Origin of the sequence: Pluralibacter sp. (genome assembly GCF_019237635.1) — a bacterium.
Lineage (GTDB): Bacteria > Pseudomonadota > Gammaproteobacteria > Enterobacterales > Enterobacteriaceae > Enterobacter_B.
The window spans coordinates 1-18,586 of the sequence record NZ_JAFAGS010000131.1; the positions used below are offsets into that span (position 1 = coordinate 1).

General features: G+C 57.2%; 20 protein-coding genes. 9 read left to right on the forward strand and 11 right to left on the reverse strand.

Going from position 1 to position 18,586, the window contains the following annotated elements; translation table 11 throughout:
- Window positions 1-81 precede the first annotated feature (81 nt).
- From JO226_RS15255 to JO226_RS15270, 4 genes are read right to left on the reverse strand one after another with little or no spacing between them, the layout of a single operon-like run.
- Window positions 82-489 (reverse strand): MaoC family dehydratase, encoded by a 408-nt coding sequence (locus JO226_RS15255; protein ID WP_293602392.1) that lies wholly within the window; start codon window positions 487-489, stop codon window positions 82-84.
- Between the two features lie 35 nt (window positions 490-524).
- The gene (locus JO226_RS15260) at window positions 525-1,670 is read right to left on the reverse strand and encodes a LegC family aminotransferase (protein ID WP_293602393.1); all 1,146 of its coding nucleotides are present in this window, start codon (window positions 1,668-1,670) and stop codon (window positions 525-527) included.
- Between the two features lie 10 nt (window positions 1,671-1,680).
- Window positions 1,681-2,877: a UDP-N-acetylglucosamine 4,6-dehydratase gene (locus JO226_RS15265; protein WP_293602394.1), complete on the reverse strand. Its 1,197-nt coding sequence runs from the start codon at window positions 2,875-2,877 to the stop codon at window positions 1,681-1,683.
- A gap of 13 nt (window positions 2,878-2,890) precedes the next feature.
- The gene (locus tag JO226_RS15270) at window positions 2,891-4,570 is read right to left on the reverse strand and encodes a hypothetical protein (RefSeq protein WP_293602395.1); all 1,680 of its coding nucleotides are present in this window, start codon (window positions 4,568-4,570) and stop codon (window positions 2,891-2,893) included.
- A 251-nt stretch (window positions 4,571-4,821) separates the two neighbouring features.
- Here JO226_RS15270 and JO226_RS15275 point away from each other — a divergent pair, with 251 nt between their 5' ends.
- From JO226_RS15275 to JO226_RS15315, 9 genes are all read left to right on the forward strand, one after another.
- A complete protein-coding gene (locus JO226_RS15275) occupies window positions 4,822-5,658 on the forward strand; it encodes a flagellin (protein WP_293602396.1) in 837 nt (278 codons plus the stop codon).
- Window positions 5,659-5,805: 147 nt separating this feature from the next.
- On the forward strand, window positions 5,806-7,062 hold the full coding sequence (fliD, locus tag JO226_RS15280; protein ID WP_293602397.1) for a flagellar filament capping protein FliD: 1,257 nt from the start codon (window positions 5,806-5,808) through the stop codon (window positions 7,060-7,062).
- A gap of 16 nt (window positions 7,063-7,078) precedes the next feature.
- Entirely contained in the window at window positions 7,079-7,459 is a 381-nt protein-coding gene (gene fliS, locus JO226_RS15285) for a flagellar export chaperone FliS (protein ID WP_293602398.1), read from the forward strand.
- A 41-nt stretch (window positions 7,460-7,500) separates the two neighbouring features.
- A complete protein-coding gene (locus JO226_RS15290) occupies window positions 7,501-7,764 on the forward strand; it encodes a hypothetical protein (protein WP_293602399.1) in 264 nt (87 codons plus the stop codon).
- 2 nt (window positions 7,765-7,766) lie between these two features.
- The gene (locus JO226_RS15295; RefSeq protein ID WP_293602440.1) at window positions 7,767-8,939 is read left to right on the forward strand and encodes a flagellar hook-length control protein FliK; all 1,173 of its coding nucleotides are present in this window, start codon (window positions 7,767-7,769) and stop codon (window positions 8,937-8,939) included.
- Window positions 8,940-8,975: 36 nt separating this feature from the next.
- Window positions 8,976-9,431: a flagellar basal body-associated FliL family protein gene (locus JO226_RS15300; protein WP_293602400.1), complete on the forward strand. Its 456-nt coding sequence runs from the start codon at window positions 8,976-8,978 to the stop codon at window positions 9,429-9,431.
- A 19-nt stretch (window positions 9,432-9,450) separates the two neighbouring features.
- A complete protein-coding gene (locus JO226_RS15305; RefSeq protein ID WP_293602401.1) occupies window positions 9,451-10,176 on the forward strand; it encodes a FliA/WhiG family RNA polymerase sigma factor in 726 nt (241 codons plus the stop codon).
- Complete coding sequence (gene motA / locus JO226_RS15310; RefSeq protein WP_293602402.1) at window positions 10,176-11,033, forward strand: flagellar motor stator protein MotA; 858 nt, start codon at window positions 10,176-10,178, stop codon at window positions 11,031-11,033. Before JO226_RS15305 ends, motA begins: the two co-directional genes overlap by 1 nt.
- Entirely contained in the window at window positions 11,030-11,977 is a 948-nt protein-coding gene (locus JO226_RS15315) for a flagellar motor protein MotB (protein WP_293602403.1), read from the forward strand. Before motA ends, JO226_RS15315 begins: the two co-directional genes overlap by 4 nt.
- 75 nt (window positions 11,978-12,052) lie before the next feature.
- On the opposite strand, the gene JO226_RS15320 is transcribed toward JO226_RS15315, so the two are convergent.
- The 7 genes from JO226_RS15320 to flgG are packed head-to-tail and all read right to left on the reverse strand — an operon-like array spanning window position 12,053 to window position 18,570.
- Window positions 12,053-13,132, reverse strand: coding sequence for a hypothetical protein (locus tag JO226_RS15320; RefSeq protein ID WP_293602404.1), 1,080 nt, complete (start codon window positions 13,130-13,132; stop codon window positions 12,053-12,055).
- Window positions 13,133-13,135: 3 nt separating this feature from the next.
- On the reverse strand, window positions 13,136-14,059 hold the full coding sequence (flgL, locus tag JO226_RS15325) for a flagellar hook-associated protein FlgL (protein ID WP_293602405.1): 924 nt from the start codon (window positions 14,057-14,059) through the stop codon (window positions 13,136-13,138).
- A 59-nt stretch (window positions 14,060-14,118) separates the two neighbouring features.
- Window positions 14,119-15,480 carry a flagellar hook-associated protein FlgK gene (flgK, locus tag JO226_RS15330; RefSeq protein WP_293602406.1) on the reverse strand — a complete coding sequence of 454 codons (1,362 nt, stop codon included), beginning with the start codon at window positions 15,478-15,480 and terminating at the stop codon, window positions 14,119-14,121.
- 37 nt (window positions 15,481-15,517) lie between these two features.
- The gene (locus JO226_RS15335; RefSeq protein ID WP_293602407.1) at window positions 15,518-15,973 is read right to left on the reverse strand and encodes a rod-binding protein; all 456 of its coding nucleotides are present in this window, start codon (window positions 15,971-15,973) and stop codon (window positions 15,518-15,520) included.
- A 13-nt stretch (window positions 15,974-15,986) separates the two neighbouring features.
- Window positions 15,987-17,078, reverse strand: coding sequence for a flagellar basal body P-ring protein FlgI (locus tag JO226_RS15340; protein ID WP_293602408.1), 1,092 nt, complete (start codon window positions 17,076-17,078; stop codon window positions 15,987-15,989).
- Between the two features lie 14 nt (window positions 17,079-17,092).
- The gene (flgH, locus tag JO226_RS15345; RefSeq protein WP_293602409.1) at window positions 17,093-17,776 is read right to left on the reverse strand and encodes a flagellar basal body L-ring protein FlgH; all 684 of its coding nucleotides are present in this window, start codon (window positions 17,774-17,776) and stop codon (window positions 17,093-17,095) included.
- Window positions 17,777-17,784: 8 nt separating this feature from the next.
- A complete protein-coding gene (gene flgG, locus JO226_RS15350) occupies window positions 17,785-18,570 on the reverse strand; it encodes a flagellar basal-body rod protein FlgG (RefSeq protein ID WP_293602410.1) in 786 nt (261 codons plus the stop codon).
- Window positions 18,571-18,586: the final 16 nt, after the last annotated feature.

Here is an 18,586-nt window from a genome sequence, read left to right on the forward strand (position 1 = left end):
AAACGCTTAAGAAGATTAACGTCATTAATATCCAGATACTCTATGTTATTCATCATAACAATCCTCACCGAATATCCAGAATCATTCCGGGATATATATTTCAGCTGTGCCAGTAATAACTTTTAAAGATCTCACTTTGCAATATGTATCAAAGTAAACTCGCCTCCTGGCAGGATCGATATGCTTGACTTCCACATATGCTGTTACCGTATCACCTATATAAACAGGTTTTCTGAATTTAATATTTTGAGAGACATATATGCAACCTGGTCCTGGGAGTCTCGTTCCAAACAAAGCGGAAAAAAAACTGGTACTAAACATTCCATGCACAATTCGTTTCCCAAACCTTGATTTTTCAGCATACAGGTCGTCCATATGCATGGGGTTTCTGTCGCCAGAAATATTTGCAAAATTTTTCACATCTGCCTCAGACATTGTCTGAGAGTAGGACTCAACCATCCCAACTTTAATTTCTTCCAATTTATACATATATTTCTCGTATTGTTATCAAGGTTGAGTCTTGCTCACACATCGGTCGGAGAGCTTGGTAAATTGAGCAAATGTGCCTCCAGCCATTCAGCATTGGTCAGCTCACCGCGTAAGCAATGCGCAAACATCGGTAAACGGTGCATGAGTGTCCAGACAGGGCGCGTCATCACGCCCGCGCGGTTGGTTGCGCTCAACAGCGCGTCGCGTTGGGCTTCGCTCTCGCAGATGACGGCATTAAGCCAGTAATTGGACTGCGCATAGTCGGGTTCCTGAACAAACTGGCAATCTTTATCCTGGAAAAACCCTGCATAATGCTGCGCCAGCGCCCTTTTCTGTCGCAAAAAGGTGGGAAGCGCCGCCATTTGCGCGCACCCCAGCGCGGCATTCAGGTTCGGGAGACGGTAGTTAAAGCCCGGTTCATCGTGGAAAAATTCGTAAGGATGGGGCACCTTCGCCGTCGTGGTGACATGCTTCGTCCGCGCCCCCTGCTCAGCCGTCCGGCACAGCACCATCCCACCGCCACCCGTGGTGATTATCTTATTACCGTTAAAGCTTAAGGCGCCAAATTCCCCTAATGTTCCGGTATGTTGCCCCTTGTAGAATGACCCCAGGCTTTCGGCCGCATCTTCGACCAAAATCAACCCCCACTGCTGGCACAACACGAGTAACGCATCCAGCTCTGCGGGGTGGCCGAAGGTGTGCATCGGCATTACCGCCCGGATACGCTGCCGGGTGCGTTTGTGAAAGCACCCCTGCGCGGTTAACTCGGCGTGTTCCTGTAAATACCTTGCCATCGCGCGCGGACACAAACTCAAACTGGTGGGCGAAACATCGACAAACACGGGTTCCGCGCCCATGTGGTGAAGCGCATTGCAGGTGGCCACAAACGTCAGGGCCTGGGTAATCACCAGCTCCCCCCGCGCGACGCCCGCCATGTGCAGTGCGGTATGGAGCGCCGCCGTGCCGTTAACGGTCGCCACCGCGCGCGCGCAGCCGGTAAATGCGGCTATGCGTTGTTCAAATTCATCGACATATTCACCCACGCTGGAGACAAACGAGCTATCCAGCGTGTCCATCACATTTACCCGCTCCTGGTCAGAAAACACCGGCGCATGCAAAGGGATAACATCATTGGTTTTATAAATGTCACGAATAAACGCGACCAGCCTGGAGGCGTGCATGAGGGTCCCCTTACATTCTGCCGTCGAGATATTTGCCCGTCTCCTGATGACCAAAGTCAGGGAGCATTTCATAGAAAAGGGCAACGATGTCGTCTTTGCGCCACTGGCGGGCGGCCCTCATGGCCTGGATTCTGGTCTCAAAGCGCGCCAGCAATTCCGGTTGGTACAGCGGCGCGTTTTGAATCACGCCGATCGTGTCGAACCTCGCCATATCCAGCGTTTCCTCGGCTGTAAAAAACGCTTCAGTCTCTTTTTCACCGGTGGTATCGCTGGGGGTGAAAAGGCAGGGCCAGCGCCCCTGCGCGGGCAATATGCGGGCCAGTTCGCGCGCCTCATTTTCATCGTGGCAAAGGTGCGGCGCGTACCCGCGCTGTTGGAGGTATTTGACGGCGATATCGGCAAAGGAGATGAGATGGTGCGTCTCGCTTAATTTCGGGAAGAAAATGTCTCTGTTTTCACCGAAAATACACGACATTAAGCAAAGTTCGCCCGACTCCTGCGGCGTCACGAAGTAGCGTCGGATATCATTGGGAGCGACGAGCGGCTGCCCCTTCTCCAGCCGCTGATTAAACCCATGGAGCAATGAGCCATCGGAGAACGCGACATTGGCAAAGCGCGCCGTTGAAAGGGTGATGTGCTCGCTTGCGCGCATCAGGAACATCTCCATGATGCGTTTGGAAGCGCCCATCATATTGACCGGGTTGGCCGCTTTGTCGGTCGATACGCAGAAGTACTTTTTCACGCCAGCCGCAATCGACTGACGAAGGGTCTTGTCCGTATTCAATACGTTGACATCGACCATTCTCATCAAGGTATAAGGATCTTTTTCACTGCGTACATGCTTGAGCGCCGACAAATTCAGCACATAGTCATAGCCGCCGTCGGCGTCGATAAACGCATCATATTCGAGGGAGCCAATATCCAGCGCGAAGGTTTTAAAATCTCCGCGAATGTAGCCAAACGAACTGCGAATATCACGCACCAGTTCGACCATATTATTTTCACTGATGTCGACCACATGCAGCTTCGCGGGGTGGCGCCTGAATATCTCTTTTACCACCGCCTGACCGATGGAGCCTGCGCCCCCCAGCACCAGAAAACGGGCCCCGCTGACGCGCCGGTTCAACTCGGCTTCGGTATGAGCCATATCCTGCGCGAACAAGGCGTCGGTCCGCCCAATAAGAGAGAGCATCAACTGCGATTCCATGGATTACCTCGGCTCACATCACAATCACATATTTCTTCTGAACATTGAGTATCCCCGTGATCAGCTGGGGCTGAGAGCCCAGACTGCCGACGGGGCCATACTCCGCCCAGTGATAACCATAGGCGCGCAGATCGTCCCGCCCTGCGGCAGCGGCGAAACAGTCAAAGCGGAAATTCGCTTCTTTGATGGCCGACAAGGTAAAGGCTTGCAGATCCTTACGCGTCACCGTACTCATGAGATCGCACACGGCGGGGAAATCGGGGCTGGTCTCATCGATAGCCAGGATGCACTGGAACCCCATCAGAATCAGGTTATCGAGGCTTTTTTCCAGCGCGATAAACTCCTGCGGGCGGCCGATATGAAAGCCAAGCACCAGCTTTTTCTGCGGCAAAGGCAGACCGGCCTTGCCCTTGATATCGTTCATGGCACGCTTACCGGTTAACGTCGTGCTGGTGTACTGATCCCAATAGGGATGGGGGATCTCGCCCCGCCGGTAGAGCTCGCTGTACAGCACTATCTGCTGTTCATCGACAATGTCGAGCAACAGCGCCAGGCGCAACAGCGGCCACTGACGCAACGCCTCCTCACGCGAGACATTCTGCTCCGGCGGCGCGAGGATAAAAGACACCTGCTCTTTGCTCAGGCTGAGGTGACTGCTGGACATAAAACCGCAAACGCCCCGGATGGGCGCCTTGAGCATCAACAGCAGTTCTACCGGCATCGAAGCGGGCAGCGGGATAAGCTGAGGATGCTTTTGCACGACAAGGTCATTGACGATGTGTCCCGCCGGATGCCCTTTGAACAACAGGTTCGGCTTACCGCTCAGGTAAAGGGGGGACCCGGCCTTACGGATAAATTTAAGCAAATCGTGATGCAGACGGACGAGCCCTCTGGCGGCGACCCCTTTCGCATCCGCGACGTTTTGCGATGTGCCCAGCACAACGACGGCGTCCGTGTGCTGCGCCAGCAGCTCCTCCAGCGCGGCCCTTTCAACCCCGACGGCATGGAACAACCACGCCTGCTGATGAGGGGCCAGGGAGGCAAAGTCCCCCCAGTCGGTCCTGGTCATATGGGGCAACAGCTCGTCGGCCAGTGTTTTTAACGCTGGCAGGCGGGTCAAAATATCCGGGCGCACCATGTGATAACGGGTGGGATAGAAGCGATGCCAGCCCTGCCCGACCAGGATTTTATCCGACCCCCGGCTACCGAAAGCAGCACTACAAGGCGACTCATAGAGATAACGCTTCAGACGGGACAGCACCGCCTCCCGCTGGTCCAGCAGTTCCGGTCGGTCGCTGAGTTTGAGCAGCTCGCAGTAATCAAAGGTGCCGTCCTCATAGAGATGAAGCATCCGCACCGGATAGCGAAGAAAGTGCAGCGTATTCAGCAAGGGCGCCAGCGCATCGGTGCTATAAATCAGGTTCGAGTGGATCTCAACCTCAATACCGCCATGCTGAGTCCACAGCGCGATCAGCCGTTCGTAGAGCGCGCGCACGGGCGCGATCCCCTGGCGAAAATGCTGATGCTGCGGGTGCAGTTGTTCCCCGTCACACAACGTCGAGCGGCCCCAGGTGGTGAGCGAGGTCGTATTCTCCTCCTCGCTGTGGCGGCAAAAATGCAGCAGTTGTTGCAACATGGGCATCGTAAAGGGATCGAGGTAGATCCGGACAAGATGAGGTCGGGGCTGGGTCATCACACAGTTTCTCTGTCTTCGCTAAATACCCCCTAGAATTAGCAAATAGCGTGCCAACTAGTACTACTGACAGCCTGTGCGCGGTAAAAACGGCGTCAGAAAAAAAACCTCGTCGCGCGTTTAAGTTACTCAACCGCGCTGTCGTTATCTCATTGGGATGAACGAGAAGCACGGACAGCCGGGCCCTCCATTGAATGAAACGCGATATCGCGTTTTACGTTTCAGTTAGCACCCTATTAAGGAATCTTGTCATGGCTATTTCTATTCAAACTAACTACGCCTCCCTGGTGGCCCAAAACTCCCTGGCTAAGTCCACGGAATCGCTGAACACCTCCATGGAACGTCTGGGCACAGGCTACCGTATCAACAGCGCCAAAGATGACGCCGCAGGCCTGACCATCGCTAACCGTATGAACTCCGATATGGTCGGTATGAACGCCGGTATCAGCAACATCGAAAAAACTCAGGACATGCTGCAAACCGCCGACCAGGCGATGGCTGAACTGACCAGCATCACCGACCGTATGACCGAACTGGCCACCCAGGCCTCGAACGGCACCAACTCCAGCGCCGACCTGGCCGCAATGGACTCCGAGTTCCAGAAGCTGGCTGACGAAGCCGACCGTATCGTGACCGACACCCAGTACGCTGGCAACAACCTGTTCGATACCCTGGCCGCCGGTTCCATCAACGTCCAGATCGGCCGTAACGGCTCTTCTGACTCCATCAGCATTGATGTCTCCAACGAAATATCCGGTATGCGCGGTGAAATCAGCAACCTGAAGAATCTGGGCCTGACCAGCGTCAGCGGCTCCCAGGCGGCTCTGGACAGCCTGCGCACAACCTCCGATAGCATCTCCGCCGCCCGTTCGTCGACCGGCGCCTACATCAACTCCCTGGAACACACCAAGAGCAACCTGATGAACGTCGAGATGAACACCGAGGTGGCGAAAGGGAGGATCATGGATGCCGACTTTGCGGCGGAAGGGGCCAACATGTCCAAGCAGATGATGTTGCAACAGTCCGGCACCATGGTGATGGCGAACGCCAAATCAATGACCGGTCTGGCGCTGAACCTGATCGGCTAACGAGTCGGTTTCCCTTCGCAAAAATGGACTGCCCCGGCAGTCCATTTTTTTGTGACGGAGACGGCGCCACCGCTTGTCAGTGACCGCTTGTCGAAATCGGCACGATTCTTGCTTTAGTCGTTGTTCACCACGAGGTATGCAGACACTATGATCAACCCCTCTTATCTGGCCAGTTACTTCACCGCGCTCGAGCGGGCCCCTTATGATGAGCGCTATCAGGCCCAGATGGCCGATGTCGACGCCCAAATAGCCGCCTGGGGCGAGATTGAAACCGCCATTACCAGCGTGCAGACCGCGGCCAAAGCGCTGTATGCCGATAACGACGGTTTCAATACCACCACCGCCACCGTCTTACCGGAGGACTCCGGCGCCACCGTGTCGACCGGCGCGGGCGCCATTCCCGGCCACCACGAACTCTATGTCGAGCAGGTGGCGAAAGCGCAGCAGGAGTCGCTTAACTTCGGCACCACCGGAGACGTGCCCGCAGGCGCCCTGACCATCACCAGCGCGGATGGCGCCACGTCGCTGACCATTGATACCAGCACCCTCACCCCGCCGACGGTAGAATCCCTCGCTAACGCGATCAACGCTCAAGGGGACGATCTGGGGGTCTCTGCCTCGGTACTAAAAGACGATACCGGCAGCTACAACCTGGTGATCACCAGCGATGAAACCGGCCTCGACAATGGTTTTACCCTCAGCTTTACCTATCCACCGAGCGTCACGCAAAAAACGCTGAGTGACGCGCAAAACGCCGTTGTCTGGTATGGCGGGCAAAATACGGGCATCCGCTACGAGTCCCAGAGCAATACCATCAGCGACATGATCCCCGGCGTCACCATCAACATCACCCAGCCGGGCGAGTTGACCATTGATGTCATACCGGACACCGAAGCGATCACCGCTGACGTGCAGGCGTTTGTCGACAGCTACAACGCCATGATCGATGTGTTTACCACCCATGTGAACACCCCCGAGGGCGCGCTGTATGCCAACGGCTCGGCGCGCGGCATCCAGAACAGCATCAAACAAACGTTCTATACCATCAGCCCGGACGGGATGATGATGGCCAACTACGGCATCACCTCAGACCCCTACACCGGCAAACTGACGCTGGATACCGAAGCGCTGCAAACCGCGCTTACCGAAAACCCCGAGGATGTGGCGGCGTTGTTTAAAGACGTGGCGACGCAAATCGACAACCTCGTCTACGGCTACACGGCCACCAGCGGCACCATCTACAACGCCCAGCAAACGCTGGATAAAGAAAAAGCCAGCATCCAATCGGACATGGATGCGCTCGATCGCCGTATGGAAAAGGTCTATCAGCAATACCTCAAAGAATTCACCGAGATGGCCCAGTACATCAACATCATGAACGCCACCTCGGCCATGTTCCAGTAACCCGGAAGGAGCCGCTATGTTTAACAACGACAACCCGCTCGTCGCCTATCGCCAAAACGCAGGGGCGGCCCGTATCGCCGCCGCCAGCCCGCAACAGCTGGTCGTGATATTGCTCGAGTACCTGCTCGACGAGCTGGACGCTATCGAAAACTACATCACCACCATGCAGCTCAACCGCAAAGGCGACAGCATCAGCAAGTGCCTTGAGATCCTGCATGTGCTGGATGCCAGCCTGGACACTCAGAACGGCGGGGAGCTGGCGGAAAACTTACATCAGCTTTACGACTTTTGCAGCCGCCGCCTGCTGACCGTCAACCTGCGCAATCAGCCAGAACCGCTGGTCGACGTGCGCCGGGTGCTTATCCCGCTCAAGGAAGGCTGGGAAGGTACCACGTGATCGCGCTCATCAGGCGACACGGTGAGCAGTTGCTCTGCGCCATGGAAGAGGCAGCCGCCGGACAGCAATGGAAGACGCTTATCCAGCTGGATGCTCAGCTGGCCGAGCTGCTGCGCCGACTCAAGCCGCAACCCATGCTCAAAAAACAGTTACCAATGGTCGAGTGGCAAAACCGCCACCGCCAGCTCATCACCCTGCTGGAAGCACGCCAGAACTGGTTGGGCGAGCGGCTGCGCGGAGACAGTGATTTGCGGGAAGGCAAACGGGCCTACCGCGAAGTTCAGTTGTACGGAGGAGAAAAGTAGTGATGCAACCCACCCCACCCCTGCCCCACGGAAATCAGGCTTCCCCTGCATCCGGAAAAATGATTTCCCCGGCATCCGGCAGTTTCAGCGCCATGCCGCAGGGAACTCAGGGCGCGTCTTTCAGCCTTGAGGACAGTACCGGGTCCCCCTCCGCGCAGACGCTGGAGGAGGCGGTTGAGCAACTGCGCCAGACATCAGGAAAGCACACCGACTGGCAGGCACAGCTTGACGAGGTGCTGGCCGCGCTCCACGACCATGAGCAGGGCAGCAAAGAGTCGGCAGAGAAGTTGCTGGAAACGGTAAGCCAGATGTGGCAACGCCAACCCCAGGAACCCGCCGTGATGGCGCAGATGCAGGCGTTTTTATCCGCCCTGCAAAAAGCGCTGGCAACGCAACCCAACAGCGAATCGCTGATTGCGCAGATACGTGGAATGCAGCAGATGCGCCCCACGCCGCTGCAACAGGCCGCCAGCCTGACCGTTGGCAGCCTGCAAAATAGCGCGCCTCAGCAGATTGGCAAACTCGCAAACGGCGCTCCTTTGGCCCCCTTACAGGCCCAGGCGCGGCTGACTCAACCGCACGTGGATGCGCAATTACTCTCGCAAATCAGTACTGCCGCCCTCAGCGGAGAACAACTGGGCGAGCTGACCTTCCAGGCGCATTTGCGTCAGGCGCAGCCGCAACTTCCCGCCGCAGCCGGAACCGTCACTCGCGCCCTGCCGGGTGCCAGCGGATATGAATTTTCCCCCCTGACGCTGGACAGGCAACCTTCCCTGTGGGCCGAGCAGATGCTGGCGCCGCTTGCGGAACGTCTGCGGGTACAGAGTCATTTGGGCGTGAAACAGGCAACTCTGCGACTTGATCCGCCCAATCTGGGCAAACTCGATCTCCAGGTGCGTACGGAGGATGACCGGGTCTTTATCCAGATTTCGGCCACCAACCCCGCCGTCAGAGATCAACTGCTGCAACTCAGCGATCGACTGCGTCAGGACCTGTTGTTCGGACAGTCCTATAGCCAGGTCGATATCGACATTGGTCAGCACGGCGAACCCGCTGGCGGTCAGCCGGATAACGGCGACGAGCAGCGTCTCGCCAGCGCTGCCGAAAACCACGAAGAGCCCGCGTCAGACTTACGGACGGCCTCTTCAGACTATCACCTTGATACCTATGTCTGAGTATCCTTTTTTCCTTTTGTAATGAGACCTATACCCATGGCAAAAAATATCATTATCGCCCTTCTCCTGCTGTTGCTGGCTGGCGGTGGTGGCTATTTCTACCTCGGTGGGACCGAGGGCGTGCAGAAACTTATCGGCGCCTCTGCAACCCGCGAAAACGAGCCCGAACCCGAGCTGCAGCTCTACACCATCGAAAAGGTTCTGCTGACGCTGCCGGAGCCCGGCCAGACCCGACTGCATCACGCTCAGCTTGACGTGGTGCTCACCAGCTTCGATCCCAAAGCCGTTGAGACGTTTAAGAAGCTGGATCCCCTGCTGCGCAATATCATCGTCGAGCGCTTTGCGGATAAAACATTCAGCCAACTCAAAGAGATGAAAAATTTCAATGAATTGCAAAGCGATGTTCAACGTGCTTTCGAGGCGGCCCTTGTCAAGTACAAGGTCAATATCACGCTGCTGGATGTGAAACTGAGCAAGCTGGTCTTGCAATAACCTGGTTACTGAGACGCCGATGTTTGCCACTCGCGATACTGCACTCTTTGAACAGCTCCAGGAGCGCAAGCACATTGAGAGCAACCTGCTTCGGCAGTACCTTCCTCTCGTTCATAAGCTGGTCAATCAGCTACGCGTGCATGCCGGTCCCGTGATGGGACGGGAGGACATGATCCAGCTCGGGCTAATGGCGCTACTGGATGCGCTGCGCCGTTATCCGGGGCAGCTAGATGACGGGTTTCTGCTCTACTGCAAACAGAAAATTCGGGGCGCCATTCTCGATGAACTCCGGCGTCTGGACTGGCGCTCGCGCAGCGTCCGCCAGGAGGCGCATCGCCTGAACGATGTGACCCGCAAACTCACCCAGCGCCTCGGGCGCGCGCCCAAAGCGGATGAACTGGCCGGGGAGATGGGAGTCACCCTCGATGAGCTGCGCACCCTTGAGCAGGATACCCACGCCGATGCCCTGCAGAGCCTGGAAACCTTGCTGGAACAGGGGTCGCATTTTCATCCCGCGGGTCACGACGCCAACGGAGCCCTGGAAAAACAACGCTGGCTGGCGCAGGCCCTGGCGCAACTTCCCGAATCCGATCGCCTGGTGCTGAGCCTTTACTACCAGCATGAGCTCAACATGAAAGAAATCGCGGCCGTCATGCAGAGAACCGAAGCCCGGGTGTGCCAGTTGCACAAGCAGGCCGTCTCCCGCCTGCAGACGCTATTACAAAATGAAATGGAGTCGTATTAATGTTAAAAATCATGGGTATCCTGGTGGTGCTGATCGCGGTTACCTGCGGCTACATATTTGCTGGCGGCTCGCTCTTAATGCTGTGGCAGCCTGCTGAATTCGTCATCATTCTGGGCGCGGCGCTCGGCGCCATCCTACTGGCCAACGATAAAGAGGTGTTGAAAGATATCTGCGTCCAATGCAAGCGGGCATTCGTGAAGCACGATGACAGAGACCTGTACCAGCAGTTCATCCTGCTCACCATGGAGGTACTGGAGAACACCAAGCGTCAGGGGCTCAAATATCTGGATGAACATATTGAGAATCCTCAGGAAAGTCCCCTCTTTGCCAAGTATCCCCTGATCCTGGATGAGCTCCAACTGATGACCTTTCTTACCGACAACCTGCGCCTGTTGTCGCTGGGTAAAATAGAAGGATACGAGCTGGAAGCCATTCTCGATAAAGAGATTAGCGCAATGTCCGAGAAACGGCTTTCCGCTTCCCAGGCAGTCGGCACCTCTGCCGAAGCGATGCCGGGGTTTGGCATCATGGCGGCCGTGCTGGGCATCGTTATCACCATGGGCAGGATCGATGCCGGTATCGTGGTGGTGGGTTTGCATGTCGCTGGCGCGCTGATCGGTACGTTCTTCGGCATTTTCATGTGTTATGGCGTGCTCAGCCCCCTTTCCGAAGCCATGAAGGTGACGGTGGAGCGCGATATTACCCTGCTTAATGCCTGTCGCGAGGTATTGATCAACTTCGCGGCGGGCAAGACGCCGCTGATGTCGATCGACGCCGGTCGTCGTATGATCCCGGAAAAATACAAACCGACCTTTGCCGAGATGGAAACCTGGATTGAAGAGGGCAAAGCGCGATGAGCGACAACGGCGGCAGCGAGAAGAAACGTAAGAACTCGGTCATTATCAGGCGAATCACCCGGGTAAGCAGCAGCGGTCATACCGGCGCCTGGAAAGTGGCATTTGCCGATTTCGCCATTTCGATGATGGCGCTGTTCCTGGTGCTCTGGATCATGGGGGCAACAACAGAGAAAGAGCGCCAGCAGATGGCTAAGGCGATCCATTCCAGGCAGATTGTTGAACTGGATGGCGCGTCTTCGCTGCTGGAGGGCGAAGGCGGCAACTCCGTGCTGGAGGAGACCGAAACCGCCGCCATTCCCGACACCGAACAGGAAGAAGACACGCCGACGAGCTCCACAGAGGAAGAGAACAAGGAAGCCCTCTCCAGGCTGGCCGCCTGGTACGAATCACAGGCCCAGCTCGGTCAACTGGCCACCGATCTCACCAAAACAATTCAGGCGATGAATGTTAGCGACAGCGTCGTGATTGAGGTGGTTGAGCAAGGGGTCCGGGTGCGCTTTCAGGATCAGGCCAAAAAACCGTTGTTCGCCAGCGGCAGCCGTGAACTGAGCCGCTATTTCGTCAAGATATTGCGCTCGCTTGCCCCTGCCTTCGCCAAAATCAACAACAAAGTCATTATCAGCGGTCACTCAGACGCCACGCCGCTCAACAATGCGTTCTACTCGAACTGGGAGCTGTCAACCGAGCGCGCTATCGCGGCACGTCACGTGCTGGTGCAAAATGGGATGCCGTCAGAACGCGTGCTACAACTGGCGGGTTATGCCGATACCATGCCGCTGCAGGGCAAAGACCCGCTGGACCCGGTCAACCGGCGAATTGAGATGTTGATCCTGACTGAAAAAGGGGAAAAGGAGCTGAAAACGATGTTCAAAAACAGCCCTGTCCCCGCCGCTGAGACATCTTCGCCCGCCGCACAGGCACCGGCCGCTGAACCAAAGCGCTAACCCTGGCGCTGAGGGCCGAACGTCAGGTCAGAAACCACTGTGGGAACCGATAAGGGTTCCCACAGGATACTCGTCTCACAGCTCTTCCTGGCGCTCTTCGGTTTGCGCCAGGATGCTCTGGACCGTCCCCCGCTGTACATTCGCCTGCGTCGTGAACAGCGTCAGAGGGTGGGCGGCGGCTTTGCCAAAGCAGGACATCACCTTGCCCATCAGCCCCTCCAGCTCTGGCGTGCCCAGATCGTTGGGTTGCGCCTGCAGTTGCCCCATCCATTGACTTTGCATCTGCTGCAACAAGAAGAAGTGTGAATCGATTTCGCGATCCAGATTGACTATCCGCCGCTCGGCCAGTTCGAGGTCGTCTTCGTTGCCTAACTTCCACAGACCGATTTCTCGCCATGAGATGTCCGGCTCCAGCTGTAACTTGATAGGCTCGCCCGTCGGGATTCGCACACCCCCACCCCGGATATAGAGCTGCCCGTTCACCGCCTTCCACTGCTCGATGGGCACGCTAAACATCAAACTGCCCGTGTCGCCCACGCGTGACCGAATCCCCACCCGGGCAAAGGCGCGCCCGACCTGACGGACCCGGGTATCCTGAAACGAATCGCCCTTAATGCTCAGACCCGCGCGAACCGGGCGTCCCCCCAGTAATATCAGTTCGAGGTGCTCATCGCGCCCGGCGGGCGCCAGCAGGTTCAGACCCACGATGGAAAACTCGCGAATATCCTGATACCCAAGCAGCGCCGGGCGAAACGCCTGGGTCAACAGACGCCGGTTATTATAGTGGGTTTGCAAGGGGATTCGGGCGACGAGCCGCTTCTGCTCCTGCAACTGGGTCGTCCACCCTTTGAACGATCCGGCCTCCCTGACGGCGGCAAACAGCCGCAACATGTCGCGAAGCCCTTGGCGAACTAACAGCAGGGCGCGCAGGGTTATCTGCACTGCCGTTGCCTGCTGTTGTAAAGAGCCGACCTGGGCCCAAAAGCGATGGAGATCGTAGCGCCCGGGAAGCGGGCGCAACAACGGCGCCGGCAGTTGTTCCAGTTCAAGGGTTTTGCCCGGCTCCACCACGGGAGCCCCCGGCGGCGTCGCATAACGCCGCCGCTGAAGCCCGTCGAGAGAACCGGGGCGTTGAGGTGAGTTAACAACCTTCATGCATTACATCATCTGGAATAAATTCATCTGGGACATGTCCAGATAGGTCTTTTGTACCGCCTGGAGCGCAACGGCTGATTCGCTGAGATCCATCGCCGCCTGGGCGTAATCCAGGTCGCCAAACTGCCCTTGCAGCTGTTGGTTGAACATCAGCACATCGGTGTGGGAGAGCTGTAGATCGTCGACCATGTTCATCCGTCCGCCCAGCTCAGCCAGTTGCATGTTGATGGCGTCCTGAAAGTCACCGACGGCGGTCAGCAGATCATCCGACGCCTGCGCAATCTGTTCCGGCGTAGAGTTAGGATCGCTTATCACTTCGACCGTATCGTCAATGGTGTTGAAGATGTCATCGCCCGTGCCAAAGAGCTGATCGAACGGGCTGAAGGCCGCATCAATCGTCGTCCCTTCTCCAACCGGCACCGGACGCGTACCATCATCGCCCTGATACACCCAGGTGGTCTCGCCGGTCACCGGATCGGTCTCTTCCACCAGCGGCGGTTGATCGGTCACGTTGCCGCCAAACATATAGAAACCGGTCGGCGAGGTGCCGTTGAACTGTAACGCCAGCGCCTCGTTTAACTCATCAAGCTCAGCCGCATAGGCCGCCAGCTCTTCCTGCGACGCCGTACCGGACCCAATGCTTATCGCTATCTCGGTGACCCTGTCGCAGATGGAGTTCATCTGGGTCAGGTAGCTATCGGCCGACATGAAGATGGACTCCAGGTTATTCAGGTTGTCCATATAAGTGTTGATCTGGTTTTCACTGTGGCGCAGATCCTGAATGGCGCGCGCCGCCAGCGGGTCATCAGAGGGGCGCAACAGACGGTTGCCGGTCGCCATTTTCGCCGCCGTCTCGTAGTAACTGACGTTCGATTTGACCATGGCGCTGTACATGGTCGTGTTCATCATGTTGGTACTTACACGCATCGCAATTTCTCACAAGATAGTCAGACAGCTCCCCCGCCGTCAGGCCGGGGAGCGCGTCGTTAGAACATGTCCATGATGACGGCAAACAGCTCATCGCTGGTAGCAATCACCTGCGCGTTGGCGACATAGTTTTGCTGATAAGTCATCAGGTTCATCGCCTCTTCGTCCATGTTGACCCCACTGACCGATGACCAGGAATAGTAGGCTTGCTCCATGGTGGTCAGCGCCATTTCATAGGCTTCACGGGCACTGGATGCCGCACTGGCGATATGGCTGTAGACGGCGTTATAGCTGTCGTTGAAGGTAAAAGAACCTCCGCCGAGCGACTCAAACACAAAGGCCTGGTTCTGCACATTGAGCATGTTTTGCAGGTTGCTGTTGTCGCCTGCGCCGCTGGTCGGCGAGGAGGCGAAAGCCAAATTCGCATTGGTGAACCCTTCGGCCAGCGCTAAGGTACCCGCCGGATCCGCCGGGTCATAGGTGAACATCGGCTGACCCGGGTTGCCATTGAGGTCATAGCCCACTACCTGCCAGCTGTTCATGGCATCCGCGAACTCCTGGGCGAACTCATCGACATAGGCCTGCGCCGGAATCAGCTCTTCCTGATAATATTCGTAGGTGGCGCCAAGCGCGCCGCCGATATCCGGGTTAAGGTAGTAAACGTCCTCGCCGAAATGCAGCTCCAGCTTGCCGTCCGACGGCTGTGAGCCGGACGAGAACCCAAGCGTCGCGGCCTCTCCCTGGCTCACCAGCGGTTGCCCCTGCGGCAGTGTGACCTGAATGGTGCCGTCGCCGCAGTCGATCACGCTGATATCGAGCATTTCAGACAGCTGCAGTACGGCGACATCGCGCTGATCCTGCAAGGCGCTGACGTCCTGCCCTGACGCCATCCCTTCCTGGATCTGCATGTTCAAATCGGCGATTTGCTGGGTCAGGGAGTTCACCTCCTGCACCATGGCCTGCATCGACTTGTTGACCTGATCGATTTGGTTTTCCAGGTTGCCATCGATGTTGTTCACCTGGTTGCACAGCTCACGGGAGGCGTTAAGCACATCCTCGCGCAGGGAGGTATTTCCCGGGTCCGCCATGCAGGCGCTAAGCGCTGCAAAATACCCGTCCAGCCCCATCCCCAGGTTGCCGCCATCGGTCGCGAAGGTGTTTTCCAGGGCCATCATATAGCCCGCATAGGCGCCGGAGTAGCCCACTTCAGTACCCGCATCCCACGCCTGGGCCACCAGGTACTGATCGGAAATCCGCTGCACGCCATCAATACTCACCGTACCGTCGGCATTGGTGGTCACCGCTAAGGTGTGTCGGCTGTAGCCCGGCGTGTTGGCGTTGGCGACGTTACTGGCGGTCACGTTCAGCCAGGCTTGTGATGCCTGCAAGCCCGACATCCCGATCTGCATCATATTGCTCATGGTATTCAACTCTCGCTACAAACTCGGTGAATGAGGGTTACTGTCCTGACTTGCCGCGTTGGGGAGATAAACTGGCATAACCGTTTATCCCTTCCTCCAGTACCGCTCTGCCAGGTGCGTCCTCGTTTCCTTTAAGAGCGACCTTATTCTCTCCAGACTTAAATGCCCCTGTCGGTTCCCCCTGGGAGGGGGTCTGGCTGAACTGCTTGACCAGCATGTGCGCCAGGCCAAACGACCCCTGACCGCTCAGCCGCTGGGCGAGTTGTTCATCGTTCAGATCGCGATAGAAACGCTGGGTATCGCTGGAAAACGGCGACTCTTCTGCCGCCAGGGCATCCGTGGCATCGCGCATATGTTTAAGCACCGTTTTAAGGAAATGCGTTTCAAACAAGGCCGCGGCCTGCTCAAGCGCCTCTTGCGGGTTCTCCATCTTGATCTTGTTGAGGGATTGCAGGTCGTAATAGGCTCTCTCTGGCCGCTCAATAGGCTTCATTTCCGTTCCCGTGTTATATGACGATTAAGTCAGCATCCAGCGCGCCCGCTTCGTCCAGCGCTTGCAAAATGGACATCAGATCGCTTGGCGTGGCGCCCAGCTCATTCAATGACTTGACTATCTTGTCCAGAGAGGTGCCTTCTGGCATGACGGTGATTCGCGCCTGCTGTTCCGTCATATTCACCGTTGAACGGCGAACTTTCTCCGTCGTCCCCCCGGCCAGCGCATTCGGTTGGCTCACCTGGGTATCTTCACTTATCGCCACCGTCAGGTTGCCATGGGTGACCGCGGCTTTTCTCACATAGACGGTATCGCTCATCACGACAGTGCCCGTCCGGCTGTTCAGCACGACACGCGGGCGCAGACGCCCTTCCTGAATCTGCAACTCTTCCAGCATCGCGAGAAAATTCACCCGCATACTGGGATCGGTCGGTGCCTTGACCCGCACCGAGCCTGCGTTATAGGCCGAGGCGACCCCGCCGCCGAACCGGGCGGTAATCGCCCTTTCAATATTGCGCGCCGAATTGAAGCTCGGCGTCTTGAGGTTCAGGTTGACGTAGGCGTTCTCCGTGAAGTGGGAAGGCACCGCCTTTTCCACCACGGCGCCGCCCGGGATCCGGCCGACCGTCGGGACGTTCACCGTCACGCTGGAGCCATCGCTCCCCTGGGCAGACGCGCCGCCCACCACCAGGTTGCCCTGGGCGAAGGCATACACCTCGCCATCCACCCCGTAGAGCGGCGTCAGCAACAGGGTGCCGCCGCGCAGGCTCTTGGCGTCGCCGACGGAGGAGACGGTGATATCAATCACCTGACCCGGAGAGGTCACATTGCTGATTTCCGCATGAATGGAGACCGCCGCAACGTTCTTGGTTTTGGCCTGGTTCTCCTCCTGGATCCCGAACTGGCGCAGCATGTTGCTCATGGACTGCGCCGTAAAGGTCACCTGGTTACGGTCCCCGGAGCCATCCAGCCCGACCACCAGCCCATAACCCACCAACTGGTTTTTCCGCTCTCCGCCGATCTCCACCAGGTTCAGCAGCGGCGTCGCCTTGGCCTGCACGAACGCAGGCAGCAGGGCCAGCCAACATATCAACACAATGCGCATGCTTTGCCTCATGATCAGATCGGGCTCAAAGGACTGTAGAAAAATTTGGTCAGCCAACCCGGATTGTTACTATCCGCCATGGTTCCCCGACCGGTATAGCTGATACGGGCATCCGCAAGACGCTGGGAGGAAACCCGGTTCAGGCCATCAATATCCTCGACCCGCACCAGTCCGCTGAGACGGATATACTCATCGCCCTGGTTGAGTTTGAGCCATTTCTCGCCCCGCACCTGCAAATTGCCGTTGGGCAGCACACTGGCCACCACCACGGTAATCGCGCCCTGTAATGAGTTCTTCTGCGAACTCTGAGCGCTGCCATCAAAATCACGATTGGCGTTGATGTTTCCGGAAAAATTCTTCGGGGTGCCTGAGCTTGTGCTGGAATCCCCGCCAATGGAGGCATCGCTGCTCTTACCATAGCGAGTGTCCGCCTGCTTGCTGGACGTGGTTTTTTCATCCAGGGAAACCGTCAGCATGTCGCCAACCCGGTAGGCACGCCGGTCCTGGAACAGGGTCATGACGTAGCTGCGGTTATACAAGGTTCCCTGGCTTGCATAGGTGACCGGCTGGGACTCCAGTTGCGGCGGGGCAAAACTCTCCTCTTCCGGCGGATTTTGCGATTCAGGCGCGCGCGGCGCGCACCCCTGCATCAACAGCCCCATCACCACCAGGGCGCACCCTTTGGGCCAATTACTCATGTTATTCCTTACAGCATCCGGTTGAGGGTCTGCAGCATCTCATCGGCTGCGGTCATCACCTTGGCATTCATCTCGTAGGCCCGCTGGGTCGCTATCATGTCGACCATCTCCTGCGCCACGTTGACGTTAGCGCCTTCCAGCGTTCCCTGTTTGACGGTGCCGAAATAGTCCTCACCCGGAACCCCTTCAGTCGGCGCGCCGGAGCCCTGAGTTTCAAGGAAAAGGTTTCCGCCGATAGGCTCCAGCCCCCCGGAGTTGATAAAACTGGCCAACGTAATGTTGCCCAGTTCTTCCGGTTCAGCCGAACCTGCGACCACGGCGGAGACGGTTCCATCAGTCCCGATGCTGATCCCCGTCGCATTCTCAGGAATCGTTATCTGGGGAATCAAAGGCAGACCCGCCGCGTTGACCAGCATGCCGTCGCTGTTGATATGGAACTGCCCGTCACGGGTATAGGCCGTGGTGCCGTCCGGCATCTCTATCTGAAAGAAACCTTTGCCGATGATAGAGACATCGGTCTCAGCGCCTGTGGTCAGCGCGGAGCCCTGCACAAACATCTTCTGGGTGCCCATCACCTGGACGCCAGTGCCAATCTGCAAACCGTTCGGACGCTGGTTCTGCGCATCCATCTGCGCGCCTGCCTGGAACTGCTTTTGATAGAAAAGATCGTTGAAAACGGTCCTGTCTTTCTTGAAGGCAATGGTGTTAACGTTCGCCAGGTTGTTGGAGATGACCGTCATCTTGGCGTCCTGGGCAGTCAGACCTGTCTGACTAACAAAAAGGGTACCTTGCATAATTTTCTCACTTCAT

Bases quoted from the DNA above. Each gene is read 5' to 3' on its own strand.
- JO226_RS15255 (WP_293602392.1), bottom strand. From the start codon at position 489: ATGTATAAATTGGAAGAAATTAAAGTTGGGATGGTTGAGTCCTACTCT.
- JO226_RS15260 (WP_293602393.1), bottom strand. From the start codon at position 1,670: ATGCACGCCTCCAGGCTGGTCGCGTTTATTCGTGACATTTATAAAACC.
- JO226_RS15265 (WP_293602394.1), bottom strand. From the start codon at position 2,877: ATGGAATCGCAGTTGATGCTCTCTCTTATTGGGCGGACCGACGCCTTG.
- JO226_RS15270 (WP_293602395.1), bottom strand. From the start codon at position 4,570: ATGACCCAGCCCCGACCTCATCTTGTCCGGATCTACCTCGATCCCTTT.
- JO226_RS15275 (WP_293602396.1), top strand. From the start codon at position 4,822: ATGGCTATTTCTATTCAAACTAACTACGCCTCCCTGGTGGCCCAAAAC.
- fliD (WP_293602397.1), top strand. From the start codon at position 5,806: ATGATCAACCCCTCTTATCTGGCCAGTTACTTCACCGCGCTCGAGCGG.
- fliS (WP_293602398.1), top strand. From the start codon at position 7,079: ATGTTTAACAACGACAACCCGCTCGTCGCCTATCGCCAAAACGCAGGG.
- JO226_RS15290 (WP_293602399.1), top strand. From the start codon at position 7,501: ATGGAAGAGGCAGCCGCCGGACAGCAATGGAAGACGCTTATCCAGCTG.
- JO226_RS15295 (WP_293602440.1), top strand. From the start codon at position 7,767: ATGCAACCCACCCCACCCCTGCCCCACGGAAATCAGGCTTCCCCTGCA.
- JO226_RS15300 (WP_293602400.1), top strand. From the start codon at position 8,976: ATGGCAAAAAATATCATTATCGCCCTTCTCCTGCTGTTGCTGGCTGGC.
- JO226_RS15305 (WP_293602401.1), top strand. From the start codon at position 9,451: ATGTTTGCCACTCGCGATACTGCACTCTTTGAACAGCTCCAGGAGCGC.
- motA (WP_293602402.1), top strand. From the start codon at position 10,176: ATGTTAAAAATCATGGGTATCCTGGTGGTGCTGATCGCGGTTACCTGC.
- JO226_RS15315 (WP_293602403.1), top strand. From the start codon at position 11,030: ATGAGCGACAACGGCGGCAGCGAGAAGAAACGTAAGAACTCGGTCATT.
- JO226_RS15320 (WP_293602404.1), bottom strand. From the start codon at position 13,132: ATGAAGGTTGTTAACTCACCTCAACGCCCCGGTTCTCTCGACGGGCTT.
- flgL (WP_293602405.1), bottom strand. From the start codon at position 14,059: ATGCGTGTAAGTACCAACATGATGAACACGACCATGTACAGCGCCATG.
- flgK (WP_293602406.1), bottom strand. From the start codon at position 15,480: ATGAGCAATATGATGCAGATCGGGATGTCGGGCTTGCAGGCATCACAA.
- JO226_RS15335 (WP_293602407.1), bottom strand. From the start codon at position 15,973: ATGAAGCCTATTGAGCGGCCAGAGAGAGCCTATTACGACCTGCAATCC.
- JO226_RS15340 (WP_293602408.1), bottom strand. From the start codon at position 17,078: ATGCGCATTGTGTTGATATGTTGGCTGGCCCTGCTGCCTGCGTTCGTG.
- flgH (WP_293602409.1), bottom strand. From the start codon at position 17,776: ATGAGTAATTGGCCCAAAGGGTGCGCCCTGGTGGTGATGGGGCTGTTG.
- flgG (WP_293602410.1), bottom strand. From the start codon at position 18,570: ATGCAAGGTACCCTTTTTGTTAGTCAGACAGGTCTGACTGCCCAGGAC.